Source organism: Novosphingobium sp. TCA1, from assembly GCF_009811895.1.
In the GTDB taxonomy this organism is placed as follows: Bacteria; Pseudomonadota; Alphaproteobacteria; order Sphingomonadales; family Sphingomonadaceae; genus Novosphingobium; species Novosphingobium panipatense_A.
In genome coordinates this window covers 536,742-549,039 of record NZ_BLJH01000001.1, presented here as the reverse complement: position 1 = coordinate 549,039, position 12,298 = coordinate 536,742, and the positions used below count along the sequence as shown (strand labels likewise).

Below are 12,298 nucleotides of genomic sequence, written 5' to 3'. Positions count from 1 at the left end.
AAACGATATTACCTACTCAGGCGCGCAGGCGCCACCCTGTGCGGAAGATCCAGGCGATGATCGCGACGCAGAGGGCGAGGAAGCCCAGCGTCATGCCCAGCGACAGGCCGATCGGGAAATCGGAACTGCCGTAGAAGCACCAGCGCAGTCCGTTGACGAGATAAACGACCGGATTTGCCATCGCCACCGAGCGCCAGGGCTCAGGCAGCAGATCGATCGAGTAGAACGTGCCGCCGAGGAATGTGAGCGGTATGATGAACAGCACCGGAACGATGCCCAGCTTCTCGAAACTGTCTGCCCAGATGCCGAGAATGAAGCCGAGCAGCGAGAAGCTCGCCGAGACCAGCAGGATGAAGCCCAGCGCGTAGAACGGATGGGCGATCGTGTAGTCGACGAAGAAGGTCGCCGTCACGAGGATGATAGCGGCCAAAATCAGTGACTTGGTGGCCGCTGCTCCGACGAACCCTATCAGCGTCTCCGCCACCCCGACCGGTGCCGAGAGCAGTTCGTAGATCGCCCCGGTGAAGCGCGGCATGTAGATGCCGAAACTGCCGTTGGAGGTGCTCTCGCTGAGCAGCGTCAGCAGCAGCAGGCCCGGCACGATGAAGGCGCCGTAATTGACCCCCGCCATGCCGGAATCCATCTTGCTGCCGATCGCCGCGCCGAAGACGACGAAATAGAGCGTCGTGGTGAGAACCGGCGCAAGGATCGACTGCATGGCCGTGCGCATGGCCCGCATGACCTCGCGCTTGTAGATGGTCCAGGTGCTGCGTGCGTTGAAGACGATCATGCCGCCTCTCCTTCCAGAAGATCGACGAAGATGTCTTCGAGGCTCGATTCACGAATGTCGATGGCGGTATAGTCGATGCCCAGGGCAACGAGATCCTTGGTGAGCTGGGCGACCTTGGCCTTGCCGCCGCCCGATCCGTCACCACCGCGATAGAGCAGCTCCTGCCCGCCGTTGCCGAGCGTGAGGTGGTAGTCGGCCAGCGCCTCCGGCACGGTCGCCAGCGGCGTTGCCAGGCTGATATGCGCCTCGGTGCGTCCCAGCCGCTTCATGAGCGAGCGGGTGTCTTCCACCATGCGGATCCGGCCACCCTGGATGATGCCGACGCGGTCGGCCATTTCCTCGGCTTCCTCGATATAGTGCGTGGTGAGGATGATCGTCGTGCCCCGGTCGCGAAGCTTGGCGATCTGCGCCCACATGTCGCGGCGAAGCTCGACGTCGACACCGGCGGTCGGCTCGTCGAGGAAGAGCAGGTCGGGCTCGTGGGCCAGCGCCTTGGCGATCAGCACGCGGCGCTTCATCCCGCCCGAAAGCGCGCGGATCTGCGCCTTGCGCTTGTCCCAGAGGCTCAGCGCCCGCAGGATTTCCTCGATCCGTGCAGGATCGGGCGCCAGGCCGAACAACCCGCGCGAATAGTTCACCGAATGGAGGACCGTCTCGAACATGTCGGTCGCCAGTTCCTGCGGGACCAGGCCGATCCGCGCCCGCAGCGAACGCCAGCCATGGCTCATGTCCTGCCCGAAGGCGCGCATGGTGCCGCCGGTGGGGCGCACCTGTCCGCAGACCGCACCGATCAGCGTCGTCTTGCCCGCGCCGTTCGGGCCGAGCAGGGCGAAGATCTCGCCCTTGTTGATCGTGAGGTCCACGCCCTGAAGCGCGGTAAAGCCCCCGGCGTAAGTCTTGGTCAGACCACTGATTTCGAGAATGGGTTCCATGCACCGCGTGATGCGCGAAACCGGTGACAGTTCCAAGTCCCCTCAGGGCAAAAGAAGACTGGAATCCCCGTAGGAATAGAAGCGATAGCCCTCGTCGATGGCATGGGCATAGACCGCCTGCATCCGCTCCAGCCCCATCAGCGCCGAAACGAGCATGAACAGCGTGGACTTAGGCAGGTGGAAATTGGTCATCAGCCCATCGATCGCCTTGAAGCGATATCCGGGGGTTATGAAGATTGAGGTATCGCCTTCGAAAGGACGAATCACGTCGTCCTCGCCAGTCGCGCTTTCCAGGAGGCGCAGGCTGGTGGTGCCCACGGCGATGATCCGTCCGCCCGCCGCGCGCGCCGCATTGAGACGATCCGCGGTTTCGGCATCGATGCGGCCCCATTCGGCGTGCATCTTGTGATCCTGCGTCTCGTCCGCCTTGACCGGCAGGAAGGTGCCCGCGCCGACATGGAGCGTCAGAGTCTCGCGCTTCACGCCTGCGGCATCGAGCCGCTCGATCAGCTCGGGCGTAAAATGCAGCGCGGCGGTCGGCGCGGCGACGGCGCCCTTTTCGCGCGCGAACATGGTCTGGTAGTCGCTGGCATCCTGCTCGTCCGTCTCGCGCTTGCCGGCGATATAGGGCGGCAGCGGCATGCGCCCTGCCCGTTCGAGCAGCACTTCGACCGGCTCGTCGCCTTCGAACAGAAGCGTCCAGCTGCCATCGTCGTGCCGCGCTTCGGCGAGCGCGGTGACTTCGGCGGGAAATTCGATGCGGTCGCCCGCCTTCAGGCGCTTGGCGTTGCGAACGAAGGCCTGCCAGCGGCGCAGGTCCATGCGCTTGTGGAGCGTCGCGCCGATCTTCGCCTCGCCGCGCCGCCCTTCAAGCTGTGCGGGAATGACGCGGGTGTCGTTGAAGACGAGCACGTCCCCGGCGCGCAGTTCCCCGGGAAGATCGCGCACGGCGCGCTCGGCCATCGGCCCTTCGTCTCGCCCGTGGACCACCAGCATCCGCGCCGAATCGCGCGGACGCGCCGGGCGCAGGGCTATGTTCTCGGGCGGAAGGTCGAAATCGAAAAGGTCAACGCGCATGGGGCGCCCCTCTAGAGGGGGCTTCCCTGCGCGTCATCCCTTTTTGCGAGGATCAGTCCGACTTCGAATTGCTGAGCTGGTCTGCCGTGATCGCCTTCGGAGCCGGAGCGGCCGCAGGCGCTGCCGGCGGCGCCTTGTTTTCCGAAGCCAGCGAGGCCTGGACGATCTTGGTCGGGTTCTGCGGCGGCTCGCCACGCTGGATCGCGTCGACATACTGCATGCCCGAGATCACGCGGCCGAAGTTGGTGTACTTCCGGTCGAGCGAGAAGCGCGGGTAGAACACGATGAAGAACTGGCTGTTCGCGCTGTTCGGCTCGTTGGTGCGCGCCATCGAGACGGTGCCGCGAACATGCGGCATCGCATTGAATTCGGCGGTGAGGTCGGGAAGCTGCGAGCCACCCTGCCCGGTGCCCGTCGGGTCGCCGGTCTGCGCCATGAAGCCGTCGATCACGCGGTGGAAGATCTGCCCGTTGTAGAAGCCCTGCGATGCCAGCGTCTTGATCCGCTCGACATGGTGCGGCGCCCATTCCGGCATCAGGCGGATGGCCACGCGGCCGCCGTCCGAAAGATCGAGCAGCAGCACATTCTCCGGCTGGTGCGTCACGTCGGGATCGACGAAAGTCGGCAGCGCTGCCACCGGCGGAGTCGGCGTCGGATCTTCCTTCTTCTTGGCCAGAGCAGGCGTAGCCGCCAGCGCCAGGCCGATCATCGTCGCGGTAAGGGTCAGGCGAAACGTCATCGAATACTCACAGGAAGGAAGCCGTTCAGGCCAGGGGCGATAGTGCCCCGGTGCTGACGTGACAATGAATGAATTTGTCGCAAGCGTGTCCGGGAGGTGCTCAGTAGTCTCCGAGGAGCCCGGTCTGGGCGATCCGGCCGACCACGTCCTCGCGCACGGCAGGGCTCACGAAACGGGAGATATCGCCGCCGAACATGGCGATTTCCTTCACCAGCTTCGAGGCGATCGGCTGGAGGCTGACGTCGGCCATCAGGAACACCGTCTCGATGTTCGGATTGAGCTGCTGGTTCATGCCCGCCATCTGGTATTCGTACTCGAAGTCGGCAACCGCGCGCAGCCCGCGGATAATGACGCTGGCGCCCTGCCTCTGCGCGAACTTCATCAGCAGCGCGTTGAAACCGACCACGGTGACGTTTTCGATCCCCATCGCCGCGACTTCGCGCTCGACCATGGCCATGCGCTCCTCGGGCGTGAAGAGCGGGTTCTTCGACGGGTTCGTCGTCACCCCGATGATCAGCCGATCGACCAGCTTGGCCCCGCGCCGGATGATATCGGCGTGGCCCAGCGTGATCGGATCGAATGTGCCGGGATAGACCCCGACGCGTTCACCAAGGCCCATCAATGATCCCTCTCGATAATGTAGCGCGCCACGGCGCGCAGCAAGTCGGCTTCCTTGCCGTGCTGGGCGAGATGGCCGATGGCCTGTTCCACCAGCATGCGCGCCTGGTCGCGGGCGCGGTCCGGGCCGAGCAGCGAAACGAAGGTCTCCTTGCCAGCCTCCGCGTCCTTGCCCACGGCCTTTCCGGCCACGGAAGCGTCGCCTTCATGGTCGATGAGGTCGTCGGCGATCTGGAAGGCAAGGCCGATGTCGCGGGCATAGCCACGCAAGTGCGCGCGTCCTTCCGGCGGCAGACGGCCGAGGATCGCGCCCATTTCCACCGCCGCGCCGAGCAGCGCCCCGGTCTTGAGCTGCTGGAGCCGGGTGACCGTCTGAAGGTCGAACTCGCTGGTCTCGGCCACGAGGTCCATCATCTGGCCACCCGCCATGCCCTGCGCGCCGCTGGCGTGGCCGAGCGCCTGCACGAGTTCGATACGGGTGAAGGGATCGGCGCTGGTCGCCGGATCGCCCAACACCTCGAAAGCGAAGGCATGGAGCGAATCGCCTGCAAGAACCGCCGTGGCCTCGTCAAAAGCCAGGTGGACGGTCGGCTTGCCGTGGCGCACGGCGTCATCGTCCATGCAGGGCAGATCGTCGTGGATCAGCGAATAGACGTGGATCGATTCTATGGCGATCGCCGCGCGGATCGCCGCCTCGCGCACGACGCCGTACATTTCCGCTACGGCCGTAAGCAGCAAGGGCCGCAGGCGCTTGCCCCCGCCGATCGCGGCATAGCGCATGGCCTCTACCAGCCGCGCACGCGCGTCGTCGGGGATCGGCAACAGCGCATCGAAAGCGCCGTCGATCTCCTCGGCAATGCGGGTAAGGCCCGCGGAGAGGATCGGGTCGGTCACGGCGACCTCACCCACGAATCAGCGATCCGCCGCGTCGAACGGCTGGGTCCCGGCCGGGACCCCGTCCGGCCCGGCGACGATGCGCTCGATCCGTGCCTGGGCGGCATCGAGCCGCTTCTGGCAATGCTGGCGCAGTGCTTCACCGCGTTCGTAGAGCGTGATCGAATCGTCGAGCGGCACGTCGCCGCTTTCGAGGCGGCGCACCACGTCTTCAAGCGCGCGCAGCGCATCCTCGAAACTCATTCCCGCAATCTCGGGGCCACCAGTTTCGGGACGGGCGATTTCAGCACTGTTCTCAGTCATGATCACCGCAATGGAACGGGCGCGTTCGGCGGTCAAGGCGGGACTAGCGGGCGGCGCCATCGCAAGCATGAACGAGCATGGCGAAATCGCTCGTTTTTACGGCTAGCGAAGCGCCCCGCTCGGCGCTAAGGCGCGTCGCATGTCCGAAATCACTCCCGATGTCGTCGAGGCCCACGGCCTCAATTCCGAGGAATACGAGCGGGTCCTGAACGCGCTCGGCCGAGAGCCCAATCTGGTGGAGCTTGGCATCTTCTCGGTCATGTGGTCTGAGCACTGCTCGTACAAGTCGAGCCGCTTCCACCTGAAGAAGCTGCCCACGAAGGCCCCCTGGGTCATCTGCGGCCCCGGCGAGAACGCCGGCGTGATCGACATCGGTGATGGACAGGCCGCCATCTTCAAGATGGAAAGCCACAACCACCCCAGCTACATCGAGCCTTTCCAGGGCGCCGCCACCGGCGTCGGCGGCATCCTGCGCGACGTCTTCACCATGGGCGCCCGCCCGGTCGCCAACATGAACGCGCTGCGCTTCGGCCGTCCCGATCACCCCAAGATGAAGCATCTGGTGCAGGGCGTGGTCGAAGGCATCGGCTCCTACGGCAACTGCGTGGGCGTGCCCACCGTTGGCGGCGAAACCAACTTCCACAAGGCCTACGACGGCAACATCCTGGTCAACGCCATGACCGTGGGCGTGGCCGAGACGGACAAGATCTTCTACTCGGCCGCCACGGGCCTCGGTAACCCGATCGTCTACGTCGGCTCCAAGACCGGCCGCGACGGCATCCACGGCGCCACCATGGCCTCGGCCGACTTCGACGAGAAGTCCGAGGAAAAGCGCCCGACCGTGCAGGTGGGCGACCCCTTCACCGAAAAGCTGCTGATCGAGGCCTGCCTCGAACTCATGGCCACCGACGCGATCGTCGCGATCCAGGACATGGGCGCGGCCGGCCTCACCTCCTCGTCGGTCGAAATGGCCAGCAAGGGCGGCGCCGGCATTCGCCTCAACATGAACAACGTGCCCTGCCGCGAAGAGGCGATGACGCCTTACGAGATGATGCTCTCGGAAAGCCAGGAGCGCATGCTTATGGTGCTTCAGCCGGGCAAGGAAGCCATGGCCGAGGCGATCTTCAGGAAGTGGGAACTGGACTTCGCGGTTATTGGCGAAGTGACCGATACCGGCCACATGGTTCTCGAATTCGACGGCGAAGTGGTCTGCGACATTCCGCTCGGCCCGCTGGCCGACGACGCGCCGGAATATGAGCGTCCCTACGTCACGCCTGAGGAATACAAGGCCTGGGCCAAGGTTCCGGCGGTGGGTGAAGTCGCGGAAAGCGCCGACGTGGGCGCCGACCTGCTCAAGCTGATGGGCACGGTCGACCTCGCCTCGCGCAAGTGGATCTGGGAACAGTACGACAGCCAGGTCGGCGGCGACACGATGCAGAAGTCCGGCGGCGATGCTGCCGTGGTGCGCATCCACAATACGCCCAAGGCACTGGCGATCAGCACCGACTGCTCGCCCCGCTATTGCTATGCCGACCCCTACGAGGGCGGCAAGCAGGCCGTGGCCGAGACTTATCGCAACATCAGTGCTGTCGGCGGCCTTCCGCTTGCCATCACCAACTGCCTGAACTTCGCGAACCCGCAGCGCCCCGAAATCATGGCGCAGATCGTCGGCTGCCTGAACGGTATGGGCGATGCCTGTCGCGCGCTCGACTATCCGATCGTCTCGGGCAACGTCTCTCTCTACAACGAATCGAAGGCCACCGGCGGCGGCTCGGCGATCCTGCCGACCCCGGCCATCGGCGGCGTCGGCCTGCTGGCCGATCACGACAAGATGGCGACCGTGGCGTTCAAGAACGCGGGCGACGAGATCTTCGTGCTCGGCGCCGTGGACGGCAAGCTCGGCACGCACCTCGGCCAGTCGCTCTGGCTGCGCGAGATCGCGGGGCAGGAAGCCGGTGACGCCCCCAAGGTGGACCTCAAGGCCGAAGCCGAAAACGGCGCCTCGATCCGCGACTGGATCGCTGCCGGCAAGGTCACGGCCGTCCATGACGTCAGCGACGGCGGCCTGCTCGTCGCGCTCGCCGAGATGGCGCTGGCCAGCGGCCTTGGCTGCAACCTCGACGTGGAACTGACCACGGCGGAAGCCTTCGGCGAAGACCAGAGCCGCTACGTTGTAACCGCTCCGGCAGGCAGCACGCTTCCCGGCGCGGTCCGCATCGGCTCGGTGGCAGGCACCAAGGTCGCGGGCCACGAAGTCACCGCGCTTCGCGAAGCCAACGAGTCCTTCTTCAAGGACTGGATGGAGGCCTGATCGCTTCCTTCGCCTGACGAAAACCAGGAAGGGCGCCCCTTAGCGGGCGCCCTTTTTCGTTTCAAACTGCGCCGTCCATCCTTGCGTCCCGAAGCCTTACCCGCCGGTGGACGAAGCCAGCACATTCACCGTCAGCGCCAGGATCCCGAGATTGAAGGCAAAGGCGAAAAGGCCATGGAAGGTCGAGATGCGCCGCATGGCGGAATCGGTGATCTCGATATCGGCCGTCTGGCAGGTCATGCCGATCACGAAGGCAAAGTTCACGAAGTCCGCGAAGTCCGGCACGCAATCGCCTGGAAAGTCGAGACCTTTGTAATCGCCGCTTTCATGCGATGCGTAATAGAGCCTTGCATAGTGAAAGGCGTAGATCAGATTGGCAAAGGTCCAGCAGGCCAGCAGGGACACCACCAGCAGCGCAATCTCGCCCACACCAAGGTTCTTGTTGTCGAGGACCAAGGTGCCCAGCGCCGCCAGGATCACGGAGGTGATCAGCGCCGTCAGCAGCAGCAGGACCACCTGCCCCACATCGTCGCGCTTGGCCTGACGGCGCATGACATCGGGATTGCCGTCCAACCAGAGCGGGACGCAGGATGCAACAATGGCGATGACGGCCAGATCGAAAGCCGTCACGATAGCCTCGACCGGCCCCAGCCGCGCCAGCAGCGGCCAGGGCGCCAGCACGAAGACCAGCAGAAATAGTAGATAGCGGGGATGCGAAAGCCGGCTCAGGAAGGAAGTTTCTCGTCCGGCCATCGCTGTCCTCTCTCTTATGCGCGAACCCATTCCTGCTCGTCGATGCCGAGCAGACGCAGCACGCTGGTCAGGTCGCCCCGGTCGATCCAGCCGTTGGCCGCCGCGCGCGCCTTGGGCTTGGCGTGATAGGCGATGCCGTAAGTAGCCGCTTCCAGCATAGGAATATCGTTGGCGCCGTCGCCCGTGGCAAGGCTGGTGACGTTGCCGCCCAGCGCTGCCACTTCGGCAAGCAGGGTCGCCTTCTTGACCGCGCTGTCGACGATCGGCCCGGCAAGGCCGCCGGTCAGCTTGCCGTCCGAAACCTCCAGACGGTTGCCCACGACATATTCGAAACCGAGCTGTGCCGCGACAGGGTCCGCGAAGTGATGGAAGCCGCCCGTCACCAGCACGGTACGGCACCCGAACTTCTTGAGCGTCTCCACCAGCGTGCGCGCGCCCGGCATCGGCCTGATGCGGCTGGCAAGGCATTCCTCGATCGCATCGATCGAAAGCCCCTTCAGCAGCCCGACACGCTCCCGCAGCGCCTGCTCGAAATCGAGTTCGCCCTGCATGGCCCGCTCGGTGATCTCGGCGATACGCTCCTTGAGCCCGGCGAAGTCGCCCAGCTCGTCGATGCATTCCTGGCCGATCATGGTCGAATCCATGTCCGAGATGAACAGGCCGGGAATCGTCGGCTCATGATCGCAGACCAGCCCATCGGTCGGCGCGAAATGATCGTCGAGCGCCTGGCGCAGCGCCGCCGCATCCTCGTCGGGCGAGGCGATCTGCATGGTCCGCTCGCAGAAATCGAGCATGGCCGCCGAAGCCAGCCGCACGCCGCGTTCCTGCATTTCGGCCCGCGCCGCATCTATTCTTGCCGAGAGGTGGTCCGGTTCTGCTATCAGCCGCGCAATGAGCACTGCGAATTCCCTTGAAGCTGCGTATGAAAATTCCACCGGCGGCGCGTCCGCGGGACACAAGCCACCGCTCGCGCTCATCGCAGGGCCGACCGCCAGCGGCAAGAGCGATTGTGCGGTGGCACTGGCGCAGGAACTGGAACGACGCGGGTGCCGGGCCGTCGTCGTCAATGCCGACAGTTCGCAGGTCTATGCCGACCTGACCGTGCTGAGCGCGCGCCCCACCCTGGAGGAAATGGGCGGCATCGAGCACCGCCTTTTCGGCACCTGGGACGGGGCAGAGACCTGCTCCGCCGCCGAATGGGCCCGCGCCGCGCGTGAAACCATTGTCGCGCTCCACACCGAAGGGGCCGTACCGGTGCTGGTCGGCGGCACCGGCCTCTATATCCGCACCTTGCTGGACGGTATCGCCCCGGTGCCCGAGATCGCCCCGGAAATTCGCGAGGCCGTGCGCGCCCTGCCCGTGACCGAGGCCTACGCCGCACTCCAGAATGAAGACCCCGAGCGCGCCGCCCGCCTCGCGCCTTCCGACACCACCCGCATCGCCCGTGCGCTCGAAGTCGTGCGTTCGACCGGGCATTCCATCGGCTACTGGCAATCGCAGACCAGCGGCGGCATCGGCGGCGATATCGCGGTGCATGCCGCCATCCTGCTGCCCGAACGGCAAGCGCTCTACGGCCGCTGCGACTTGCGGTTCCAGCGCATGATCGACCGCGGCGCCATGGACGAAGTGGAGCGCCTGCTGGCCCGCGATCTCGATCCCGACCTTCCGGTGATGCGCGCCATAGGCGTTCCCGAACTGGCCGCCGTGCTGCGGGGCGAGAGCACGCTGGACCAAGCGATCGCACGCGGATCCCAGGCGACCCGCAATTACGCCAAGCGCCAGTTCACCTGGCTGCGCCACCAACCCCCGCAAGATTGGGCAAGGCTTGAGTTCGAATATTTCGATGAAAAATCACTGAGAGATAGATTATTTCAGATAATGGGGTTGACGTAACATTTTCGTCCCCTTAGAGCCCCCTCACCTGCTGATGAGAGTATGCGGGTAGGAGAGGGAGGACCCGGCATGGCACCCGCCGTGCCGGGTCGGTTTCATTATAGTTCACCCTAGGGTGAGTTATGGTTTTTTTGAGAACGCACGCCGCAAGCGGCGCGCAATATTCGAAGGACATCCCATCCCTCGGGAAAAGTCCGCGAATCGGAAAAGGAAAGTGTTGTGACTGAAGAGCGCAGCGGCGCGAACATCCTGGTCGAAAGCCTGGTCAAGCAGGGGGTCGAAGTCGTATTCGGCTACCCCGGCGGTGCCGTGCTACCGATCTACGATGCTCTATTCGGCGACGAGCGACTTCGGCACATCCTGGTCCGTCACGAAGCCGGTGCGGCCCACGCCGCCGAAGGCTATGCCCGCTCGACCGGCAAGCCCGGTGTCGTCCTGGTCACCTCCGGCCCCGGCGCCACCAATGCCATTACCGGCATTGCCGATGCCTTCATGGATTCGATCCCGCTGGTCATCATCACCGGGCAGGTTCCCACCGGCCTGATCGGCTCGGACGCGTTCCAGGAAGCGGACACGGTCGGCATCTCGCGCCATTGCACCAAGCATAACTACCTGGTGAAGGACCCGTCCGAACTGGCCGCGATCATTGACGAGGCGTTCCAGATCGCTACCTCGGGACGCCCCGGCCCCGTGCTGATCGACATCCCGAAGGACGTGCAGATCGCCTCCGCGCCGTGGAACGACGCGCCCGCCCAGCGCCGCCAGCGCTATGCGCCGCGTACCGAAGGCAGCGCCGAGGAAATCGCCCAGGCCGTGGAGATGATCGCGCAGGCCAAGGCGCCGGTGCTCTATACCGGCGGCGGCGTCATCAACTCCGGCCCGCGCGCCACGGCCCTGCTGCGCGAGCTTCAGGAAAAGACCGGTGCGCCCGTCACCTCCACCCTGATGGGTCTCGGCGCTTTCCCGGCAGATCACCCGGACTGGCTCGGCATGCTCGGCATGCACGGCACGTACGAGGCGAACCTGGCGATGAACCAGGCCGACCTGATCGTGTGCATCGGCGCCCGCTTCGACGACCGCGTGACCGGCCGCCTCGACGCTTTCGCGCCGAACTCCGAGAAGATCCATATCGACATCGACCGCGCTTCCATCAACAAGACGGTGCCGGTCGACCTGCCTATCATCGGTGACTGCGCCAAGGTGCTCGACCAGATCCTGACGCTCTGGGGCGACCGCAAGGGGCAGGACCTGACCGCGTGGAAGGCCCGCGTCCAGGAATGGCGCGGCAAGGACAGCCTCTACTTCCCGCTGTCTGACAAGGCGATCATGCCGCAGCTCGCGGTCCAGCGCCTGTTCGAACTGACCAAGGACAAGAACCCGGTCATCTCGACCGAAGTGGGCCAGCACCAGATGTGGGCGGCGCAGTACTTCCACTTCTTCGGCCCGAACAAGTGGCTGACCTCGGGCGGTCTCGGCACGATGGGCTACGGCCTGCCCGCCGCGATCGGCGCACAGCTCGGCAACCCGGACAGCCTGGTCATCGACATCGCCGGCGACGCCTCGATCCAGATGAACATCCAGGAACTGGGCACCGCCACGCAGTACCGCCTGCCGGTGAAGGTCTTCATCCTCAACAACGAGTGGATGGGCATGGTCCGCCAGTGGCAGGAACTCACTTACGAGAGCCGCTACTCCCAGTCCTATTCGGACAGCCTGCCGGACTTCGTGAAGCTGGCCGAGGCCTATGGCTGGAAGGGCATCCGTATCGAGAACGAAAGCCAGCTCGATGCCGGCATCCAGGAAATGATCGACTACGACGGCCCCGTCATCGTCGATTGCCTGGTCGCCAAGGAATCGAACTGCTTCCCGATGATCCCCTCGGGCGCGGCGCATACCGAAATGATCCTCTATGGCGATACCGTCGCCGGCACGATGGACGACGAAGCCAAGGCTTTGGTCTGATAACGCGCGCACAGGATCCGAAAGAC

General features: G+C 64.9%; 12 protein-coding genes. 3 read left to right on the top strand and 9 right to left on the bottom strand.

Translation table 11 applies throughout. The features are described from left to right. Positions 1 to 16: 16 nt before the first annotated feature. The 7 genes from NTCA1_RS02625 to NTCA1_RS02595 form a co-directional block, all read right to left on the bottom strand. Entirely contained in the window at positions 17 to 790 is a 774-nt protein-coding gene (locus tag NTCA1_RS02625) for an ABC transporter permease (protein WP_086490310.1), read from the bottom strand. Then, entirely contained in the window at positions 787 to 1,722 is a 936-nt protein-coding gene (locus NTCA1_RS02620; protein WP_159827948.1) for an ABC transporter ATP-binding protein, read from the bottom strand. Before NTCA1_RS02620 ends, NTCA1_RS02625 begins: the two co-directional genes overlap by 4 nt. A 42-nt stretch (positions 1,723 to 1,764) precedes the next feature. Continuing rightward, entirely contained in the window at positions 1,765 to 2,799 is a 1,035-nt protein-coding gene (gene queA, locus NTCA1_RS02615; RefSeq protein ID WP_159827946.1) for a tRNA preQ1(34) S-adenosylmethionine ribosyltransferase-isomerase QueA, read from the bottom strand. Positions 2,800 to 2,851: 52 nt separating this feature from the next. Continuing rightward, complete coding sequence (locus NTCA1_RS02610; protein WP_159827944.1) at positions 2,852 to 3,538, bottom strand: peptidylprolyl isomerase; 687 nt, start codon at positions 3,536 to 3,538, stop codon at positions 2,852 to 2,854. A gap of 100 nt (positions 3,539 to 3,638) precedes the next feature. After that, a complete protein-coding gene (gene coaD, locus NTCA1_RS02605; RefSeq protein WP_159827942.1) occupies positions 3,639 to 4,157 on the bottom strand; it encodes a pantetheine-phosphate adenylyltransferase in 519 nt (172 codons plus the stop codon). Further along, a complete protein-coding gene (locus tag NTCA1_RS02600; protein WP_159827940.1) occupies positions 4,157 to 5,065 on the bottom strand; it encodes a polyprenyl synthetase family protein in 909 nt (302 codons plus the stop codon). Before NTCA1_RS02600 ends, coaD begins: the two co-directional genes overlap by 1 nt. A gap of 3 nt (positions 5,066 to 5,068) precedes the next feature. Beyond that, positions 5,069 to 5,353 carry an exodeoxyribonuclease VII small subunit gene (locus tag NTCA1_RS02595; protein WP_201282395.1) on the bottom strand — a complete coding sequence of 95 codons (285 nt, stop codon included), beginning with the start codon at positions 5,351 to 5,353 and terminating at the stop codon, positions 5,069 to 5,071. A gap of 139 nt (positions 5,354 to 5,492) precedes the next feature. On the opposite strand from NTCA1_RS02595, the gene purL reads away from it, so the two are divergent. Next, positions 5,493 to 7,664 carry a phosphoribosylformylglycinamidine synthase subunit PurL gene (gene purL, locus NTCA1_RS02590; RefSeq protein WP_159827938.1) on the top strand — a complete coding sequence of 724 codons (2,172 nt, stop codon included), beginning with the start codon at positions 5,493 to 5,495 and terminating at the stop codon, positions 7,662 to 7,664. A gap of 96 nt (positions 7,665 to 7,760) precedes the next feature. Here purL and NTCA1_RS02585 read toward each other — a convergent pair whose 3' ends face one another. Together NTCA1_RS02585 and serB are read right to left on the bottom strand one after the other, a co-directional pair. Next, positions 7,761 to 8,417, bottom strand: a complete 657-nt coding sequence (locus NTCA1_RS02585; protein WP_086490317.1) for a DUF1345 domain-containing protein — start codon at positions 8,415 to 8,417, stop codon at positions 7,761 to 7,763. Positions 8,418 to 8,431: 14 nt separating this feature from the next. After that, positions 8,432 to 9,316, bottom strand: a complete 885-nt coding sequence (serB, locus tag NTCA1_RS02580) for a phosphoserine phosphatase SerB (RefSeq protein WP_086490490.1) — start codon at positions 9,314 to 9,316, stop codon at positions 8,432 to 8,434. Here serB and miaA point away from each other — a divergent pair. Next, complete coding sequence (gene miaA / locus NTCA1_RS02575) at positions 9,309 to 10,310, top strand: tRNA (adenosine(37)-N6)-dimethylallyltransferase MiaA (protein WP_159827936.1); 1,002 nt, start codon at positions 9,309 to 9,311, stop codon at positions 10,308 to 10,310. The two genes, serB and miaA, sit on opposite strands and share 8 nt — an antisense overlap. Positions 10,311 to 10,529: 219 nt before the next feature. Continuing rightward, a complete protein-coding gene (gene ilvB / locus NTCA1_RS02570) occupies positions 10,530 to 12,272 on the top strand; it encodes a biosynthetic-type acetolactate synthase large subunit (protein ID WP_086490319.1) in 1,743 nt (580 codons plus the stop codon). Positions 12,273 to 12,298: the final 26 nt, after the last annotated feature.

Excerpts from the sequence above, each read along its gene's own strand:
- purL (WP_159827938.1), top strand. The coding sequence starts at position 5,493 with ATGTCCGAAATCACTCCCGATGTCGTCGAGGCCCACGGCCTCAATTCC.
- NTCA1_RS02625 (WP_086490310.1), bottom strand. The coding sequence starts at position 790 with ATGATCGTCTTCAACGCACGCAGCACCTGGACCATCTACAAGCGCGAG.
- NTCA1_RS02595 (WP_201282395.1), bottom strand. The coding sequence starts at position 5,353 with ATGACTGAGAACAGTGCTGAAATCGCCCGTCCCGAAACTGGTGGCCCC.
- miaA (WP_159827936.1), top strand. The coding sequence starts at position 9,309 with ATGAGCACTGCGAATTCCCTTGAAGCTGCGTATGAAAATTCCACCGGC.
- NTCA1_RS02620 (WP_159827948.1), bottom strand. The coding sequence starts at position 1,722 with ATGGAACCCATTCTCGAAATCAGTGGTCTGACCAAGACTTACGCCGGG.
- queA (WP_159827946.1), bottom strand. The coding sequence starts at position 2,799 with ATGCGCGTTGACCTTTTCGATTTCGACCTTCCGCCCGAGAACATAGCC.
- coaD (WP_159827942.1), bottom strand. The coding sequence starts at position 4,157 with ATGGGCCTTGGTGAACGCGTCGGGGTCTATCCCGGCACATTCGATCCG.
- NTCA1_RS02610 (WP_159827944.1), bottom strand. The coding sequence starts at position 3,538 with ATGACGTTTCGCCTGACCCTTACCGCGACGATGATCGGCCTGGCGCTG.
- NTCA1_RS02585 (WP_086490317.1), bottom strand. The coding sequence starts at position 8,417 with ATGGCCGGACGAGAAACTTCCTTCCTGAGCCGGCTTTCGCATCCCCGC.